The organism is Microvirga flavescens (genome assembly GCF_003290125.1).
Taxonomy (GTDB): Bacteria; Pseudomonadota; Alphaproteobacteria; order Rhizobiales; family Beijerinckiaceae; genus Microvirga; species Microvirga flavescens.
Genome location: NZ_QMKH01000002.1, coordinates 238,398 through 256,770, shown reverse-complemented (window position 1 = coordinate 256,770; position 18,373 = coordinate 238,398). Strand labels below are relative to the sequence as shown.

General features: G+C 61.4%; 16 protein-coding genes and 1 pseudogene. 9 read left to right on the top strand and 8 right to left on the bottom strand.

Features of this window, described 5'->3' with window-relative positions:
- Positions 1-4: 4 nt before the first annotated feature.
- A complete protein-coding gene (locus tag DQW91_RS05955) occupies positions 5-1,276 on the bottom strand; it encodes a Y-family DNA polymerase (RefSeq protein WP_112662678.1) in 1,272 nt (423 codons plus the stop codon).
- A gap of 325 nt (positions 1,277-1,601) precedes the next feature.
- Between DQW91_RS05955 and DQW91_RS05950 the strand changes: the two genes are divergently transcribed.
- Positions 1,602-2,198: a GNAT family protein gene (locus DQW91_RS05950; RefSeq protein WP_157961354.1), complete on the top strand. Its 597-nt coding sequence runs from the start codon at positions 1,602-1,604 to the stop codon at positions 2,196-2,198.
- Between the two features lie 84 nt (positions 2,199-2,282).
- Positions 2,283-3,278 (top strand): Tim44 domain-containing protein, encoded by a 996-nt coding sequence (locus DQW91_RS05945; protein WP_342633210.1) that lies wholly within the window; start codon positions 2,283-2,285, stop codon positions 3,276-3,278.
- A 51-nt stretch (positions 3,279-3,329) separates the two neighbouring features.
- Here the strand turns inward: DQW91_RS05945 and DQW91_RS05940 are convergent, their stop codons facing one another.
- Both DQW91_RS05940 and DQW91_RS05935 read right to left on the bottom strand, forming a co-directional pair.
- Positions 3,330-4,910 carry a class I SAM-dependent methyltransferase gene (locus tag DQW91_RS05940; RefSeq protein WP_112662675.1) on the bottom strand — a complete coding sequence of 527 codons (1,581 nt, stop codon included), beginning with the start codon at positions 4,908-4,910 and terminating at the stop codon, positions 3,330-3,332.
- 240 nt (positions 4,911-5,150) lie between these two features.
- Positions 5,151-5,525 (bottom strand): hypothetical protein, encoded by a 375-nt coding sequence (locus tag DQW91_RS05935; protein ID WP_112662674.1) that lies wholly within the window; start codon positions 5,523-5,525, stop codon positions 5,151-5,153.
- 345 nt (positions 5,526-5,870) lie between these two features.
- Here DQW91_RS05935 and DQW91_RS05930 point away from each other — a divergent pair, with 345 nt between their 5' ends.
- Together DQW91_RS05930 and infA are read left to right on the top strand one after the other, a co-directional pair.
- Entirely contained in the window at positions 5,871-6,080 is a 210-nt protein-coding gene (locus tag DQW91_RS05930) for a cold-shock protein (RefSeq protein WP_112662673.1), read from the top strand.
- A 95-nt stretch (positions 6,081-6,175) separates the two neighbouring features.
- Positions 6,176-6,457, top strand: coding sequence for a translation initiation factor IF-1 (infA, locus tag DQW91_RS05925; protein WP_027314981.1), 282 nt, complete (start codon positions 6,176-6,178; stop codon positions 6,455-6,457).
- 27 nt (positions 6,458-6,484) lie between these two features.
- Here infA and DQW91_RS05920 read toward each other — a convergent pair whose 3' ends face one another.
- Positions 6,485-7,033, bottom strand: coding sequence for a sigma-70 family RNA polymerase sigma factor (locus DQW91_RS05920; protein WP_198411798.1), 549 nt, complete (start codon positions 7,031-7,033; stop codon positions 6,485-6,487).
- Complete coding sequence (locus DQW91_RS05915) at positions 7,030-7,296, bottom strand: NepR family anti-sigma factor (protein ID WP_112662672.1); 267 nt, start codon at positions 7,294-7,296, stop codon at positions 7,030-7,032. Before DQW91_RS05915 ends, DQW91_RS05920 begins: the two co-directional genes overlap by 4 nt.
- A 357-nt stretch (positions 7,297-7,653) precedes the next feature.
- Between DQW91_RS05915 and DQW91_RS05910 the strand changes: the two genes are divergently transcribed.
- Entirely contained in the window at positions 7,654-8,970 is a 1,317-nt protein-coding gene (locus tag DQW91_RS05910) for a sensor histidine kinase (protein ID WP_198411797.1), read from the top strand.
- 61 nt (positions 8,971-9,031) lie between these two features.
- On the opposite strand, the gene uvrB is transcribed toward DQW91_RS05910, so the two are convergent.
- Entirely contained in the window at positions 9,032-11,749 is a 2,718-nt protein-coding gene (gene uvrB / locus DQW91_RS05905) for an excinuclease ABC subunit UvrB (protein WP_112662925.1), read from the bottom strand.
- Between the two features lie 328 nt (positions 11,750-12,077).
- On the opposite strand from uvrB, the gene DQW91_RS05900 reads away from it, so the two are divergent.
- Entirely contained in the window at positions 12,078-15,926 is a 3,849-nt protein-coding gene (locus tag DQW91_RS05900; protein ID WP_198411796.1) for an SEL1-like repeat protein, read from the top strand.
- Between the two features lie 11 nt (positions 15,927-15,937).
- On the opposite strand, the gene DQW91_RS05895 is transcribed toward DQW91_RS05900, so the two are convergent.
- Positions 15,938-16,327 carry a DUF3775 domain-containing protein gene (locus DQW91_RS05895; RefSeq protein WP_112662669.1) on the bottom strand — a complete coding sequence of 130 codons (390 nt, stop codon included), beginning with the start codon at positions 16,325-16,327 and terminating at the stop codon, positions 15,938-15,940.
- 163 nt (positions 16,328-16,490) lie between these two features.
- On the opposite strand from DQW91_RS05895, the gene DQW91_RS05890 reads away from it, so the two are divergent.
- From DQW91_RS05890 to DQW91_RS05880, 3 genes are all read left to right on the top strand, one after another.
- The gene (locus tag DQW91_RS05890) at positions 16,491-16,745 is read left to right on the top strand and encodes a SemiSWEET transporter (protein WP_112662668.1); all 255 of its coding nucleotides are present in this window, start codon (positions 16,491-16,493) and stop codon (positions 16,743-16,745) included.
- 17 nt (positions 16,746-16,762) lie between these two features.
- The gene (locus tag DQW91_RS05885) at positions 16,763-17,536 is read left to right on the top strand and encodes a C13 family peptidase (protein WP_245410920.1); all 774 of its coding nucleotides are present in this window, start codon (positions 16,763-16,765) and stop codon (positions 17,534-17,536) included.
- A gap of 73 nt (positions 17,537-17,609) precedes the next feature.
- Positions 17,610-17,948, top strand: a complete 339-nt coding sequence (locus DQW91_RS05880; protein ID WP_112662667.1) for a DMT family protein — start codon at positions 17,610-17,612, stop codon at positions 17,946-17,948.
- 109 nt (positions 17,949-18,057) lie between these two features.
- Here the strand turns inward: DQW91_RS05880 and DQW91_RS05875 are convergent.
- Positions 18,058-18,267: pseudogene (locus DQW91_RS05875) on the bottom strand (HlyD family secretion protein); the annotation flags it as partial.
- Positions 18,268-18,373 lie beyond the last annotated feature (106 nt).

Here is an 18,373-nt window from a genome sequence, read left to right as displayed (position 1 = left end):
CTCATCACCCGGCGCGGGGATTGTCGAAATCCTCCGCGTCGGGAATGCGGTTGAAGGCGATTTTCGCACCCGCATAGCCGCCCGGGATCGCGGCCCAGGGGCCGAAATGGAGCATCCGGCTCTTGTACTGGGCGTTGAGCCTGTCCGCGACGAGCGACAGGCTTTCCATGCGCCGGCGCAGTTGCGCGTCCGGCGTATCCGAGAAGAGATCTCTCCCGGCCTCCGTCATGGGCTGCAAGTCGTGCAGGACGATGTGCAGGCTGTGGGCGCGGCGGGAGGTGTATTCGCGCTTCGCGCGGCGAAAAAGTTCCGCGAGCGCGGTCAGGAACGCGGGATCGTCCCAGGCTGCCGGAAAGCGCTTCTCCCCATGCCACTCGGCCCCCTGGCGGTCGTTGAGCCAAAGCCCGAGGGAGCGGGCCGCGAAGCCTTCCCGCCGCATTCGGCTTGCAGCCTTGGCGAGCAGAACCCGGGCGCAGGCATAAGCTCCGCCCAGGTGCCGCCATTCCGCCGGCAGAATCCTGCCGTGCCCGAACATCCGCCGCTCCGTCTCCGGGCGCTCCACCGCATAGCCATGCAAGCCCATCCACAGGCGCTCACCCTCGACGCTGCCCCAGATGCGGCGCGCTTCCTTCGGTTGAAGCCTCAGGAAACCCGCCATGTCGGTGACGCCGGCCCGTGCGAGCCGCGCGGCGTTGCCCTTGGCAATGCCGGGCACCTCCGTCAAAGGCAGGGTCAGGAGCGGTCCTGGCAGGTCGTCGGGATGAAAGATCACCAGCCCGTCCGGCTTGTTCATCTCCGCCGCGATCTTGGCGAGAAGATCGTTGGGCCCAAGGCCGATGGAGCAGGTGAGGGCGGGGCTGAACGTTTCCGCGAGCTTGTCCTTGATGCGCAGCGCGATAGCCTCAGCCTGTCTCTGCTCCGAGGGAAGCAGGGCGCAGACCATCTCGTCGATGGAGCGGACGCCCTTCACGGGAACGACACTCTCCACGGTTTCAAGGATTGCCTTGTGCAGGGCGACATAGGTTTCATGCCTCGCCTCCACCAGAACGATGGAGGGGCATTGCTGCCGCGCCTCGCGCACGACCATGCCGCGCTTGAGGCCGAGGGCCTTCGCTTCCCGGCTGACGGCGATGAGCCCCGTGTGATCGGACGCGACGGGAATGACGCCCACGGGCCGCCCGCACAGGCGCGGATCGAGATGCTGCTCCGCGCTGGCGAAGAAGGAATCGAAATCGATGTACAACCGTTCAAGGCCCGAGGGCCACAGCGCGCTCATGTCTTTCCATGATGTCGAGAACAAAAAAAGAACATACCCCGATGCCTCCATCAAGACCAGACCCTGTGAATAACGGGGAAGAAGTGATGGCCTCCGGCTCGGCATCCATTGTACAGGAATGCGTTCAGAGGTTTCGAACAAAAATGGAACACTGATGCGTTTTACGTTTTGTTAACTTTCTTTAAGGCCTTGGGAGCGTGGCCGCCGAGCGCATTATCTTAAGCGTAAGCTTGCGGACGTTACGTCAAGCGTTGCCGTTCAATTCAGCCTTAGATCGCCCACAATTTCAGAGCGTCATCCCGCCGACGAGATTCACGAGTTGAGAATGGACCATCGCCGTCAACCCCACCTCACATTGAAGCGCATCCTGAAAGGGCCGCTTCTGGCCCTGGCGATTGTGGTGGTGATCGTCGACGACGCGTTTCGGGCAGTCGTCGTTCCGGCGGTCCGGCGGCTGGCCCGGATCGACGTCATGCGGCGGCTCGAGGCGCTGATCGCACGGCTGCCACCGTACGGGATCCTCACGCTCTTTCTCGTCCCGCTGGCGATCATCGAGCCCTTCAAGATCTACGGGCTCTACCTGATGGGGCTCGGGCATGTCGGTGCGGGGCTTTTCGTCTTCGCGCTCGCGAAGGTTATCGGCGTCGGGCTGGCCGAGCGTCTTTTCGCCATCGGGCGGGGCAAGCTTCTGAGCATCCGCTGGTTCGCCTGGTGCTTCGCCAAATCCCTGGCCATTCGCGATTTCGTTCATGAGCGGCTTATGCGGACGAAATTCTGGCGGCAGGCGAGGATGATCGTCGCCCGCATCCGCCACAACCTTGCCGCGGCGAAAGCATCCTTCGCGCGATGGCGTGCCGCGAACGGACGGGGCCGTTTCGCCGCGGCCCGGCGCCGGGTGCGCCGTCTCCTCGCCTCGTCCTGACACTCTTGCCCTCTTCAAAAAGATCGCCGCTCCCCTTTTGACGGCGCGAAGCCATGCTTACATGGGGCGGGGAGGAATGTTTCTGTGACGAAGACTTCGTATTTTCATCGAAAGAGCGCCGTTGCCATGCTGGCCGTCGTGTTGACCCTGGCCGCAGGCGTTGCCGAGGCGCGGATGGGCGGCGGACGCAGCAGCTTCGGCTCGCGCGGCGCGCGCACCTGGAGCGCCCCTCCGGCAACGAGCACCGCGCCGAACACGGCTGCGCCAATCCAGCGCTCGCAAACCCCCAATCTCGGCCCGATGGACCAAAGAACGGTTCCGCCGGTCGGAACGGCCGCGCAACCGCGCCGCTTCGGTTTTGGAACGGGTCTCGCCGCCGGACTTCTCGGCGCGGGTCTTTTCGGTATGCTGATGGGCAACGGTTTCTTCGGCGGTCTCAGCGGCCTCGGCTCGATCCTCGGGCTCGTCTTGCAGATCGGCCTGATCGCCTTGCTGGTATCCTTTGCCATGAAGTGGTTCCGCCGCCGCCAGCAGCCGGCCTTTGCCGGCCATGCCTATGCGAGCCCGTCGCCGGGTCCTTCCCCGCGCCCGGCCGGCAGTAGCTATGGCTCCGCGTTGGGCGGACTGGGCTCCCAGCGTGCGCAGGCTTCAGGCCCGGGCGCGACCCGCGATGAAGTCCGCGTCGGAGAGCAAGACTATGCCGCTTTCGAGAAGGCGCTCACCGATATCCAGGGTGCCTATTCGCGGGGCGATGTCGCCACGATCTGGCAATCGGCAACGCCGGAAATGGCGGGCTACATCCAGGAGGAGTTGAACGATTACGCCTCGCGCGGGCTCGTCAATTCCGTCTCGGACGTCCGCCTTCTGCAGGGCGACCTCGCCGAGGCATGGCGTGAGGGAAGCGCCGAATATGCGACCGTCGCCATGCGCTATTCCCTTGTCGATGTGACGCGGGAAAAGGCGAGTGGGCGCGTCGTCGAAGGTGATCCGGCCGTTCCGACCGAGGCGACGGAAATCTGGACGTTCCGACGCGACCAGGGCGGGCCGTGGAAATTGTCCGCCATTCAGCAACTGAACTGAGTGATAGGGTGGCTGGGATCTCTCCCAGCCACCCGTTACGCATCTGCAGCCTTATCGCTTTGCTTTCTGGGCTTTCGAGGTGGTCGGCTCTTCGACGGCGATACCCAGGTTCTTCCAGGTTTGCAGGTTCAGGGATTTGACCGTTTCGAAACGGGTCCGGGCCAGGGCCAGATTTTCCTCGTCATTTTCGACGGGCTTGCCCTCTTGCAAGAGACGCTGGCCCGCCTGACGAAGGATCTCCGCCACGAAAAGCGGGACGTCCTTTTCGCCCGTGCGAAGACCAAGCCAGAAGAGTTGCTGAAGACGGTCGATCCCAAAGGCCGATCCAGTCTCGCCCGATGCGAAATATCTCAGCTTTTTCTCATGGCGCGCATGTCTGGCGATGGCCATGTTCAGGCGGTCCGTCTGGGCCTGCCGCTCCGCAAGATCCTGCGGGGGCAGACAAGGAACGCATGAACCTTGTCCGATCAGAGCGGTCAACGTGCGGATCAGGCTGGTAAAATTTGCCTTTGCCAGCGTCGGCTCCTCCAGCATTTCCCTCAACGTGCGCGGACCGTTCGCAAGAGCCGAGCCGATGGCTTCGAGAACGTCCTCGCGCATGGCGAGGGCGCTGCGAACGCCGGCGACCTTCTTGGGCAGGTCCGAAACGGTGACGGAGAGGGCAAAACGCGTGTCGAGCCACATGGCCCGGACTGCGGTCGGGGCGAGCTTGATCGGGCCTTTGACGAAGATGTCGCGGCGGAATTGCTGGTTGATGATATGATCCCGGATCGTCTGCCGGAGTGCGACATCGTCAATTTCCGACAGCAACTGCAACTGCTCTTGTGACAGGTGCAATTCCTCGATCGCTTCCGTGAGGCCGGCGAAGCCCACCCATTGGAGTTTTGCCTCTGCAAGCTCTTCCGCCACATCGCAGAAGTAGAACGGATGCAGGTCCCGATTGAAGTATTCATGGGCAACGTAGTTGGGGTCGTGCGTCTTGATCTTCTCTAGCGTCTTGGAGACCTGGGGATTTTTTTCGAAGTATTGCGCATTCAGGGCCTGAAGGCGGGAAGCGAATTCGAGCGAGGCCTTGATGCGGGCCGAGCGGGATCCCGACCCGACCGTCTCCGCGTGTTCCACCAGCAAACGTCGCAACGGCATGGTCGCGCTCCATCCCGGCATGGCGTTGTAGGAGATGTAGACGAGGCCGCCCGGCTTGAGCTTGTCGCGGATGAAGCGCACGATCGTCTTGCGGTTTTCCGGCGAGATCCAGCTGTAGATGCCGTGAAGCGTGATGAAGTCAAAATCCGGAAGGTCGTCGCGCTTCAGGAACTCCTCGAAGCTGTCGTCGTAGAAGGCGATGTTTTTGAGTTGCGCCTCCTTCGCCAGTTCCCAGGCACCGGCGATGTGTGCAGGATTGAAGTCGGTCGCATGAAACTGGATGTGCGGATGCGCGGCCGCCAGGAGATTGGTCGAAAATCCCTGGCCGCACCCCAGTTCGCAATAAGTCAGTGGTTCGATGGCGCGCCCGGGAACCTGAATTCCTTGGGCCGCGGCGGCAAAACTCAGAAAACTGGGGCTCAACTCCCGGTAAAACCCATGAGTATAGCCAATGTCCACGACATACCCTTCCGCCCAGTTCGCCGCCATCTTTGCCCTCGAAATAAGTGTTAAACGTTATATCAATCGATCATAGCGATCCGCTCACGTGGCGTCCAATTGCGATCATGCGTCCACGCGCCGCAAATGATGGCGTTCCCGCAGCCAGCCGATATGGAGGGTAGGCGTTTGTTGCTCCCTTAGAGCGCGGTCAGAACAGGAGAGTCGGTTGTTCGCCCGGATCAGAGGAGCGGAGAAGCTGATCGTGTTTCAAAGAGATGCGAGATCGGCTTAATGGTCGCCGAAGGAGATCCGGACATCGCGCGGGCTGTTCAGGATCTCGATGAGGCTTTGGGCTATATGGCGCGCCTCATCGTCCTTGAGGCGCAGCATGAAGGGCGGCATTTGGCCCGCCTGCATCGCGATCACCGCCTGCCCGTTCTCGTCCATGCCGATGTCGATGGTCTGCGACGTGACATCCACGAGATCTTCCTCAGCCCCGATGTCGTCCTCGTCGCTTTCGCCGATCACGAAAAGAAGCTGGCTGACCGCCTTCACCAGGGAGCGGGCGGCTTGCGGGTCCATCACCACTGCGGTCGACTGTTCGCCTTTCTTGAAGGCGAGCTGGATGTTGTCGCCCTCAAGCGTGACGGAAATTCCGGCCATGCGTTCAATTCCTTTTCCGCGATATATGGGTATTATCCCGCGTGAGGGAAGGCATCTTCACTAAGGGAGAGGGGCTCTGAACCCGTCCCGATACCCATCCGCCTGACAAGATGAAATGGACTATTGCCAGGCTTCGTGACCGCTTATGGCATCTTAGCCAAGGGTAGACCTTGCCTTTTTTGGGGGTATCTCTTAGTTAAATTCCCATCGACATTTGGCCGGACGAATGGGCTGCTTCGCCTCTGGCACTGCCGGGCGCACGTCTCCTCTCTACCAAACTCGACCATTGACGGATCGGCAATCGGCGCTCCGTCCACGTGCAAACGATAGTGAAGGGTGTTCCAGATGGAAACCGGAACGGTGAAGTGGTACAACGGGACCAAGGGCTATGGCTTCATTCAGCCGGACAATGGCGGCAAGGACGTTTTCGTCCATGCTACCGCTCTTGAGCGTGCCGGCCTGCGTGGCCTCCGCGAGGGTCAGAAGATCTCTTACGAGCTTCAGACGGACCAGCGCACGGGCAAGACGTCTGCTGTGAACCTGCAGAACGCGTAAGTCATTTTTTGCCGGAGGGCGGGACCAGTCGCGTCCTCCTGCAGATGGCCGTTCCGGTTCGGGGCGGCCTTTTTGTTGTTTAACGGAAGGCTTTAATGGCAAAGGAAGAACTCATCACCTTCGAGGGTCTCGTGACCGAAATTCTGCCGGACGCCCGCTATCGGGTGCAGCTGGACAACGGGCATGAGGTGATTGCCTACACCGCAGGTAAGATGAAGAAGAACCGCATCAAGACGCTGGCGGGCGACCGCGTGACCGTCGAGATGTCCCCTTACGACCTCGAGAAGGGGCGGCTGATTTTCCGCCACAAGGATTCCGGCGCGTCCTCGGGCCCGCGTCCGCCACAGCGCGGCAACCCGCAATTCCGCCGCCGCTAATGGCCGAACAATACGGGCCGGTCGCCCTTATGCGACCGCCTGCATGACCGAGCGGGTGATCTGGTCCGGGCCGAGATCCTCATCCATGTCGGTCAAGTGCATCAGTTCGGCCAGCCGGTTGCGGGCGCGGTTGACGCGGCTCTTGATCGTGCCGACGGCGCAATCGCAGATCTCCGCAGCCTGCTCGTACGAAAAGCCCGACGCGCCCACCAGGAGAAGCGCCTCCCGCTGATCGGGGGGGAGTTGGGCGAGGGCTCTTTGCAGGTCCTCGAAGTCTAGGTGCGCGCCTTGTGCCGGCTGAACCGCGAGGGTCGCGGCATATTTCCCGTCCGCATCCTCAACCTCCCGCCGCCGCTTGCGGTATTCCGAGTGGAACAGGTTGCGCAAGATCGTAAAGAGCCACGCCTGCATGTTCGTGCCAGGGTGAAAGCGACTGATATTCGCGATGGCGCGCATCAACGTTTCCTGAACGAGATCGTCGGCTCTGTCGACGTTGTTCGTGAGCGAGATGGCGAAGGCACGGAGGTTCGGGGTTGCCTTCAGCATGGCGTCGCGCAGGGTATTGTCGATGCTCATGAATGCTGCTTCCTCCGGTTGCGCCCCGCGTCGTCCTGGCCGCACTCGAACTGCTCGAGCTGGTCGATGATTTCCATGAATCGCGGTGGCACCGGCTCATCGAGCGCCAGGCTGTCATAGAAACTTTGGAGACGCCGCCCGATCTGGTGCTGGACAGAGCGGCTCAAGGCTGGCCGCTTTTCTCGTTTCAAGCCTATCGCCAAGTCTTCCGCGCCGCGTCCGTAAGCGGGAGACTTCAGCTTACTGGGATCGTTCTGCCGCATTGGTTATGCAACCTCCCCTCATCCGGGCCGCACGCAAAGGCAAACCCTGTCGCTGAGGAAACAACGCCTTAGCCAAGGCATCGTTCCTGAGACGGGCGCAGTAGGTTGGGGATAACTTCCTCGACAAGGCCCGCGCCAGTCGCCGGCGAACGGCTTTGCCGAGGAACGATCCAGGGGCGATGACGTTTGTTGTTCGATAGAAAAAGGGGAGCGGTGCGGAGAGTCTTGTGCCGCGTAAGTCGCTCGGGCGGTCGATTAGCGGGTTCGAATTACTGAAATATTTTGCAGCGGAATGTTATATACTAGACCTTTTGCAACGGAATGTTATTCTGTGAAGGCACGCTGAGGGTCTTTCCCTTGCTCACCCGTTACACGAAGGTTGTTCCGGCGAATTCGCCCGTCTCTTATCTCGTGACAGCCGGGATGATGTCTGCGGCTATTCTCGGGCGTTTCGCGCTTACTCCAATCCTCGGCGGCAATATTCTCGACATCACGCTTTATCCGGTAGTGCTCATGGCCGCCGTTCTGGGTGGGGCGGGGGCTGGAGCCTTCGCTGTGCTGGTGAGCGTGCTGGTGGCTCTTTTCGTTTTCCCGCGGGGCGGGGATATGTCCTCCGCGGAGCAGTTTGCCGAGTCGGGCCTTTATCTCTTCGGCGCGGGCCTGTCGGTCATCGTGGCCGCTTCGTTGCGGGCCGCTGTGGAGCGGCTCGAGGTGGCGCAGGGGCGGTTGGTGACGGTGCTGGACGCCTCCGGTACGGGAACCTGGCGCTGGAACATGCGCGAGGATCAGGTGGAGTGGGATGCGGCGCTCTGCCGCCTGTTCGGCGTCCTGCCCAGCCAATCGCCGCGCGCGGGCCGTGACTTTCTCCACTTTGTCCACCCCGACGACCACGAGATGATCACTCAAACGGTTCACACCGCGCGCACGAGCGGCGGGGCCGATTATGAATTCAGGGCGATCAGGGCCGACGGCGCGGTGCGGTGGATGTATTCCCGTGTCAGGCTCGTGCGCGATACGAATGGGCAACCCGCCCCTCATATGGTCGGCGCGTGCCTCGACGTGACCGAAGGCAAGGAGGCGGAAGAGCGGCGAAAGCTGCTTGTCCACGAGCTGAACCACCGGGTCAAGAACACCCTGTCGGTGGTTCAATCGCTCGCCATGCTCACCTTGAACGGCAGCAAGAGCCTCGCGGCCTTCAGGGAGACCTTCGAGGCGCGCCTCTTTGCATTATCCGCGACGCACAACATCCTGATGCAGGAATTGTGGGACGGTGCGTCGATCGCGGAAATTCTCTCCGCCGAGCTTGCGCCTTATGGCGGCCTCGACATGGGGCGCGTGCGCGTTTCTGGTGAACCCACGCGACTTACGCCGAGGCAGTCCGTCTGCTTCGGCATGGCGTTCCACGAACTGGCCACCAATGCCGCCAAGTACGGCGCGCTCTCGGTCCCCGATGGTCACGTCGAGATCACCTGGCGCAAGAGTATAGATGCTGATGGCAAGTCCATCTTCTCCGTCGAATGGGTGGAGAGAGGCGGCCCCATCGTGCGCGAAGTCATCCGCCAGGGCTTCGGTTCAAGGTTGATCGAACGCAACATCAAGCACGAGCTCAAAGGCACGGTGGCGATGCGCTTCCTGCCGCAAGGCCTGCACTGCATCATGACCATGCCGCTGTGATCGGCCTGTGGTCGTTTCACCGTGGCGATTAGCTTGTGTTCAAGGCATGCGGGAACGCAAGCTAACGCCCCTTTCTTCCCTTGTATTTCGGCTTCTGGCCGCCGTGCCCTTGCGTCGAGCGTGGCAGGGGGCGCTCCTTGAAATTCAGCGGCACTTCGCGGTCCGTTCCCGGGCCCATCTCGTCGAGGGTGGGCTTGCGGATGCGCGTGCCTTCGTCCGAGCGGCCCTTGCCTGTGGGGCCATAGGCGTCGGCGTCTTCATCGCCGCCGCTTGTGCCTTCCGGAGAAGAGGGGAGACCCTGCGGCGGGAGGTTGGCGCTCTTGCCGTATTTGCGGCTGCCCTTGTAGGCGCCGGCTTCGCGTTCCACTTCCGCCTGGCGCGCGAGGGGATCGTCGCCGATGGCGAGTTCGGTCGCTTGCAGGCGCTTGAGCTCGTCGCGCAGGCGCGCGGCTTCCTCGAACTCGAGATTGCCAGCCGCTTCGCGCATGCGCTTTTCGAGATCGGCCATGACGGCCTTGAGATTGTGTCCGACAGTCTGGCCGACTTTCGCAAGGCCGGTATCCACGGAGACATGGTCGCGCTCGTAAACACTCTCCAGAATGTCCGCGATATTCTTCTTCACGCTCTGCGGCGTGATGCCGTGTTCGGCGTTGTAGGCGAGCTGCTTGTCGCGGCGGCGGTTGGTTTCCGCAATCGCGCGATCCATCGAGCCGGTCATCTGGTCCGCGTAGAGAATGACGCGACCATCCGCGTTGCGTGCCGCGCGGCCGATGGTCTGCACCAGTGATGTTTCTGAGCGCAGGAAGCCTTCCTTGTCCGCATCGAGAATCGCGACGAGCGCGCATTCGGGAATGTCGAGGCCTTCGCGCAGAAGGTTGATGCCGATCAGGACATCGAACGCGCCGAGGCGCAGGTCGCGGATGATCTCGATGCGCTCCAGCGTGTCGATATCCGAGTGCATGTAGCGCACGCGCACGCCGTTCTCGTGCAGATATTCCGTGAGGTCTTCCGCCATGCGCTTGGTGAGCGTGGTGACGAGCGTGCGATAGCCTTTCGCCGCAACTTCCTTCACCTCGCCCAGAAGATCGTCCACCTGACTGCGCGCGGGGCGAATGTCCACCACGGGGTCCACGAGGCCGGTGGGGCGAATGACCTGCTCCACGAACACGCCGCCGGTCTGTTCCATCTCCCATTTTCCGGGCGTTGCGGAGACATGGATCGATTGCGGCCGCATGGCGTCCCACTCCTCGAAACGAAGCGGGCGGTTGTCCATGCAGGAGGGAAGGCGGAAGCCGTATTCGGCGAGCGTCGCTTTGCGTCGGAAGTCGCCGCGATACATGGCGCCGATCTGCGGTACGGTGACGTGGCTCTCATCCGTGAAGACAATGGCGTTGTCGGGCAGGTACTCGAACAATGTCGGCGGCGGCTCGCCGGGCTTGCGGCCGGTGAGGTAGCGCGAATAGTTCTCGATGCCGTTGCACGCGCCCGTCGCCTCGATCATCTCGAGATCGAACTGTGTGCGCTGCTCGAGCCGCTGCGCTTCCAGCAGGCGGCCCATGCGGGCGAGTTCCTTCAGGCGGTGCTGCAACTCGTCCTGAATGCCCTTCACCGCCTGCTGCAGAGTGGGGCGCGGCGTCACATAGTGCGAATTGGCGTAGACCTTGACGAAGGAGAGATCGTTCGTCTTCTTGCCGGTGAGCGGATCGAACTCCACGATGGATTCAATCTCGTCACCGAAAAGGCCGATGCGCCAGGCGCGATCTTCAAGGTGGGCGGGGAAGAGTTCGATCACGTCGCCTCGTACGCGGAAGGTGCCGCGCGCGAAATCGCTTTGAATGCGCTTGTATTGCAATGCCACCAGATCCGCGATGAGCTGGCGCTGTTCGATGCGCTCGCCGACCTTCACGGAGAAGGTCATGGCGGTATAGGTCTCCACCGAGCCGATACCGTAAATGCACGACACGGAGGCGACGATGATGACGTCGTCGCGTTCCAGCAGTGAGCGCGTCGCCGCGTGGCGCATGCGGTCGATCTGCTCGTTGATGGAGGATTCCTTCTCGATATACGTATCCGAGCGCGGCACATAGGCTTCCGGCTGGTAGTAGTCGTAATATGAGACGAAATATTCCACCGCGTTGTTGGGGAAGAACGACTTGAACTCGCCGTAGAGCTGCGCGGCAAGGGTCTTGTTGGGCGCGAGGATCAGGGCAGGGCGCTGCGTTTCCTCGATCACCTGCGCCATCGTGAAGGTCTTGCCCGAGCCGGTGACGCCGAGCAACACCTGATCGCGCTCCTGCCGCCGCACGCTGTCCACCAACTCCGTGATGGCGGTGGGCTGATCACCGGCGGGCTTGAAGTCCGAAACGATATTGAACGGAATGCCACCTTCCGACTTTTCCGGCCGCACGGGGCGGTGCGGCACCCACAACTTGCCATTCTTGAAACGCGGGTCACCCTCGGTGAGAAGCTGCGTCAACGCGTGAACGGTTGCGGAGACGCCGTTCGGCAGATCGTTGACGACGCTGTCCGGCTCGCTCGGCCCGATGTCGGGTTCGGCAAGGCCGAGCTTTTCGGCAAGCGCCGGGTCCACGTCGCTCACATCGCCATAGGCGAAGCTTTCCTGTGCCCGCTCGGCGAACCCCTTCGCCTCCTCCCGCTCGCGATTGACGGCGGGGTTCAACAGGTCGGCCAGATAGGTATCCAGCGGTTTCAATTCGGGCTTCGTCGCCTTGCCGGTGGAAAGCTTGGGCTTTTGGGGCTTCTTGGGTGTCTTGGCCATAGAACGAATATGGTACAAAACTGTGTGGGAGGGAAGACGCTTCTCAGCTTCTGATCACAACCGTAAATGTAGATACAAGGTATCTTTTGCAGCCATAAATTCCTGATACGCTCTGCCCATTGGAGAGTGAATCATGCGTTTCTCAAGGTGGCTTGCGGTTCTCCCGGCTCTTTTTACGTTACCGGCCGTTGGGCAAGAGGAAAAAGCCGCAATCGTGGTCGCTTGCGACAGGCTTGGGGCCGCACCTGGCGATCTTTCAATCCCGCGGTCCATCAAGCCCGTTTATAGCGGACGCTTTGATCCCACGATTACGCAGATCATCTGCGAGGTGGCTATCAAAGAATATCCCGGCATTGCGCGGCTGCATCATCATCTCGGGCGCGCTTATCTCCATATGGGCGATTTCGAGCGTGCGACGCAGGAATTCAACCGTGCCGCCGATGGCGGACACGCCTTTAGTATTTCGGAAATGGGCTGGCGCTATTCGCTCGCCGTTGGAATTGCGCGCAATCGCGAGGCCGCCATCGACCATTACAGGCGCGCCGCCGAGTTGGGCGATACGGAGGGCATGGTCAATCTGGGTTACGCCTACAGTGCCGGCGATGTGCTGCCTCGCGACTACGAAGCCGCGCGGCGGCTTTTCATCAAGGCTGCGCAACGTGGGCAACCGGACGCGCTGACGGCGCTCGGAGGCCAATATGCGGACGGTTGGGGCGTCGATAAAGATGAAGCGCGCGCAAGGGAATTCTACGAAGACGCAGCGCGGGCCGGAGATGCGGATGCCCTGGTTCGTCTTGGCTATTTCTATTTGCGCGGTCGCGGCGTTCCCAAGGATGCCCCCAAGGCGCAGAGTTACTTCGAACAGGCCGCCGACCTCGGTTATCCGCCTGGCATGACGGGACTCGGAATCATGGCTCTGGAGGGAGCGAATGGGACACGTCGTTACGACGAGGCTTTGCGTCACTTCCAAAAGGCCTCTTCTCTCTTCGACAGATACGCGCTCTTTCAGATCGGATTGATGTACGACCGTGGAAACGGCGTGCCGCGCGACGAACAGAAAGGGCTTGAGATCCTGCGCGACGCCGCCAGCAAGGGCAGTGTTCCCGCTATGGTCGAACTTGGAGCCATCTTTCGCCCGAACGGTCGCCGCCACAACGTGCATGAGGCGCACCTGTGGTACGAGCGGGCCGCTCAAATGGGTTCCGCGGAGGGCGTCAACGGACTCGGGCTAATCGCGGAGCAGTGGGCGGACCATGTCCTCGCGCGACGTTATTACGAGGATGCTCTTGTGCTGGGCAGCTCAGCAGCTTCGAACAATCTCGCTGTTCTGCTGAGCGCTGGTCTGGGTGGCCCGGCGGATCGGGTCCGTGCCCGGTCTCTTTACCGACGCGCTGTCGCCGATCGCAGCTCCGTCACCATGACGAATTTTGCGCTCAGCCTGATGAATCCAAAGGCTGGCCCCGTCGATGAATATGCGGCACGCGGATGGTTGCTGAAGGCTGCCGAACGCAATACTCGCAGTAGCAGCCGAGCTATGCTCGAACTCGGGATGCTCTTGCTCGATGGGCGCGGAGGGCCTGCCGATCTGCTTGCCGCGAGGACTTATCTCGAACTGGCAGCGGGGTGGAACGAAAGCGAGGCTTATATCCCCCTCGCACTTCTGCAAAAGCGCGGTATCGGCGGGCCGCAAGATTTGAGCGGTGCAAGGCGGCATCTGACCACGGCGTCCAGCCGTAATTCTAATATGGGTAAGGTAGCCCTTGCCGAATTCCTCCTCGAGTTTTCAAAGGATGCCGACGATCTTGCGACGGCGCGCCGTTTGCTCGTTCAGACGGATGCCTCAGGCTCGGCCCGCGCGAGAGTTGTACTCGCCTATCTCGATCAACGCGATGCGCCGGCAGCGCCGTCCGACAACGGAGATATACTCGACGCACTTGCGAAGATGTCGTTCTCCAACGAGAAGCTTCTGATCACAGCAGCATCGCAAGGATCGACGAAGGCGATGGTTATGCTGGCCCGCAATTTGAAACCACGCTCGCCCAGTCAGGACGGTTGGTTGTCCCGTGTCTGGATCGAGCTTGCGGCTGCGCGTAAGAACCCAGACGCTCTTCTCGAACTCGGCAGTCTCCACGCCAAGGGCGAAGGCATGCCGCGCGACCCTGGAAAGGCGCTTGCTCTCTTCAAGGAAAGCGCCGCATTGGGCAACGCCGATGCCATGAGCGAAATCGGCATCTTGCTCGCGAGCGGCGCCGGTGTCGCGAAGGATGATGTCGAAGCGACACGCTGGTTCAAGAAATCCGCCGATGCCGGATCGATGAATGGAATATTCAATCTGGCCGGTGCCTATCTCAATGGAAGAGGCGTTGCCGCTAATCTGTCCAAAGGGCGAAATTTGCTGGAGCGCGCGGCAGAGGCAAAGCATGCCGAGGCTATGGGGCTTCTTGGCCAGATGCTGCGCAAGGGCGCCGGAGGCAAGAAAGACGAAGAGCGTGCGGCGCGCCTTTTCGCGGAAGCGGCGGAGGGGTCGGATGTCCTGAGCCTTCTCAATCATGCTCTCCTGCTGACGAAAGGGACAGGAACAAAGCTTGATCGCGTCAAGGCTATCCCTTTCATCGAGAAAGCCGCACGCCTCGAAAACCGGACCGCCATGACGTTGCTCGCTTTCAAGCTGGCTCATGGAGACGGCGTGGCCCGCAACGAGCGCGCCGCCGTCGAATGGTACAAGCGGATAGCCGATGAGCCGGGCGGCAAAAACGAATTCGAAATTGGATTTCTCTATGAGCGCGGCATTGACAGCGATCCGCCTGATTATGCGGAGGCCTTCGAGGCTTATGAACGTGCGATCAAGCTGGATCACGCCACCGCTCATCTGCGCATAGGCTTTCTGTACAAAGCCGGCAAAGGTGTCGCGAGGAATGAAGATCAGGCGCGTCGACATTTCGAGGTCGCGGAATCGAAGGGTATGAAGAGCGCTTTGATCGCGCTCGGCGACCTGACCTTGAATGACGAGAGCAATCCTCGCCGGGTAGAGGACGCGCGCTCCTTCTACAGGCGCGCTGCCGCTGCCGGTCTTGCTGAAGGTTTCGTCCATCTCGGCAACACCTATTACAGTGGCGAAGGCAAGGATCGCAATTTAGCTCTCGCGCGAAAGGCGTATTTACAGGCGGCGGAAGCCGGCGATCGATCCGGTATGTATTCCCTCGGTTACATGTTGCGCGTGGGGGAGGGCGGCGCGATCGATCTTGTCGATGCGCGCAAATGGATTGAGAAAGCGGCTCAGCAAGACGACGCTTCCGCCATGCGCGAGCTCGCTTACATGAATGAGCGCGGCGTTGGCATGCCCGAAGACTTCAAGGCTGCGCGTGAGTGGTACCAAAAAGCGGCGGAAGCGGGCGATCTCTTCGCGATGAACGCCTTCGGCTTCTTCAACACGGAAGGTATCGGCGGCTTCCGGGATGAAGAAACCGGCGCACGCTGGTACCGCCGCGCCGCGGATCGCGGGCTTGCCACGGCCACGGGCAATCTCGCTTATGCTTATGCGAACGGATACGGGATTCCTCGCAACTTCGCGCAGGCGCGACACTACTACGGCCTCGCTATCGAACGGGGCCATGTCGCGGCAATGCACGGCCTCGGCTGGCTGGAGAGAAGCGGCCTTGACGGCGAAAGGGACAACGTGGCCGCGCGGCAATGGTGGGAGAAGGCCGCCGCGAAGGGACATGCTCCTTCCATGGCCGATCTCGCGCGCCTTTACGAAGAGGGCTGGGGTGTGCAGCCGGATGCGGCACGAGCCCGCGAGTACCGCATGAAGGCGGCTGATGCGGGGCACAATGATTCCGCGGTGAGGCTTGCGGAGGATGCCTTTTCCTCTGGGGAGGGGGCCCCGGGCGAAGCGCGGCGTTGGTATCTCATTGCTGCCAAGCGTGGCCATATCCCGGCAATGCAGAGTCTCGGCCGCCTTCTACTGACGGGGCAGGGCGGCCCGGTGGATTATATTCAGGCGCGAGAATGGTTCAAAAAAGCCGCCGACAAGGGTGACAGCGCTTCTCTTCGCTTTCTTGCGCGCATCTATCGCGAAGGGCTCGGCATCCCGGCGGATCCCGCGAAGGCGGATGCTATTGAACGGCGCTCGGAGGACAAGGACGGAGTACCCCGCTTCCACCGAAGAGTAAGCTAAAGGGAAGACGTTTATCCGCAACTCTTCCCGAAGGCCGCAAGGCCCTCTTCGAGGAGGTCGGCGAGGTTTGGGATGCCGAGAAGGTAGTCCGCTGTCGAGACCCGGCTTCCGGCGCTTCTCTCGCGGGCGAGGCGCACCGCGTCGCTCCATTCCTCCACCTCCATGTCGCCGCGGCCGATATAGACGAGGGCGATGATGTCGGCCCGTTCGTCATCATTCAGGCCACCGATGAACTCATGGAGCTCCTCATCGGTCGGATCGTCCGGGGCCATCGTCAGCACGTCCCGGTTGCCGTCGTCGGTCGGGTTCGAACCCGAATCCGGATCGGTCATCTCTTCCTTCGCATCGATTTCCTTCACTCTGGCGATGAAGTCGCAGATCTTGTCGAGCGCGATGTCCATGGAAAAACCCTTCTTGGGAAACCCTTCTTGCCTTGCACAGAAGAAAACCCCTGAAGCCGTTTTCGGTTCAGCTTGGGAGAAGGCGTTCCCGTGTCACACAATTGCATGACCGGGGAGGAGCGCCGTGGTATTTTCCCCTCCTCCCTCGATTCGAAGCATATCTATGTCCAGCCTTGAAATCCTTGGCTTTGCCGCCGCCATCGTCACGACGTTCTGCTGGCTGCCCCAGGCGCTCAAGACCATTCGGACGAAGGACACCAAATCGCTCTCACTGGTGACGCAGAGCGCCTTCGCGTTCGGCGTCGGTCTCTGGCTGATCTATGGCCTTCTGATCGGGGACGCGCCGATCATCTTTGCCAATTCGGTCACATTCGTGCTTGTGTCGCTCATCGTAGTGATGAAGCTCCGGTACGGATAGGCAGGAGGCGGTTTTCGATGATGCGGCGGCTTTTCGTTTTCGGATTGATCGGGCTCACGCTAGGCTTCGCCGCGCCCGGAGACGTTGCTGCAAAACCTTCCCGCGCCGCCGCGACCTATAAGCTGCTGCCGCACCGCCCCGGCGAGACGGATGTCTACGTTCTTTCCTTTGGCCTGTGGGGGCCGCAGAGCGTGTTCGAGAGCGAGGCGAAGGGAGCGGCGCAGGTCCTTGAGGCGCAACTCGACGCCAAGGGCCGTTCCATCGTCCGCTCCAATACCAAGCGGCGATCCGATGCGACGCCGGAGAGGCTGTTCCATGCGGCGGAAAGCGTGGCGGGCGTGCTCGACCCCGATGAGGACATCGCGGTTCTGGTTCTGACATCGCACGGCGCGCCGGAAGGCATCGGTCTCATCGCCGGGCGGACTGCCGGAATCATGCCGCCGAAGGTCGTCGGTGAACTGCTCGATGCGACCGGAGCGCGCTATCGCATCCTGATCGTTTCCGCATGCTATTCGGGCACCTTCGCGAACGCGCTGGCCGACGACAGAACGCTCGTCATGACGGCCGCCTCAGCGGACAGGCCGTCTTTCGGCTGCCGGGACGGTGCGAAATGGACTTATTTCGGAGACGCCTTCTTCAACAAGGCGCTGCGCGAGGAGCCCCGCCTTGACACGGCTTTCGAGACAGCGAAAAAACTCGTGACGCTTCGCGAGAACAGGGAAGGTTTCGAGCCGTCCAATCCGCAGATCGCGGGCGGCGCCGCCGTTCTGGCGCGTCTTGCTGCGCGCTAAAACGCGTGGGCCATTCTGTCGCCATACTTCTCGCCCAAGGGGCTAGACCTCTTTCCTACTCGATACGGACACCATGAATCCTTCCGTTGCTCCAGTCGCCATGCTGATTGCCTCGAACGTCTTCATGACATTCGCGTGGTATGGCCATCTCAAATTCAAGACGACTCCGCTCTGGATCGCCGTTTTCGTCAGTTGGGGCATCGCTTTCGTCGAATACTGCTTTGCGGTGCCGGCAAACCGCATCGGCTCGCAGGTCTACTCAGCCGCTGAATTGAAGACCATGCAGGAGGTCATCACGCTGGCGGTGTTCGCGGTGTTTTCGGTCTTCTATCTCAAGGAGCCGCTGGGCTGGAACCACTTGATCGGCTTTGCCATGATCGCGGGCGGCGCGGCCTTCATCTTTCGCGGCTAGGATGGGCGCTCGTTCCCGTTAGCCCGAAGGCGTTTCGCTAGACACCCGCTGCCGTTTCTCGGTGACCTGCGGCGACGCAACCTTCGTGTCGACGCTAACGACCACGGAGGACGCGGTCGTCGAGTTTCACGAGAACCTGCCCCGCTTTCACTGGCATAAAATCCTGCACGGCAACTTCCGCGACATACCCATCGAGTTTAGGGTTGATGCTGGTGGTGACGGCGCCTTTCACATAGGCATTGTCGGTCCGCTCAACCGTGGAACGGAACGGCGGCAATTGCCACGCGTAAAGCACCAGAAGAACGCCGATGAGCCCCATCAACAAAGCGGGAAGAGTGGCACGGGATTTGAAGAATGCTGTGGGACATGGTCACCAGACAACCAGGCGGTGCGTGTTTCGAGAGAGGGCGCTTGCATCGCGCGTT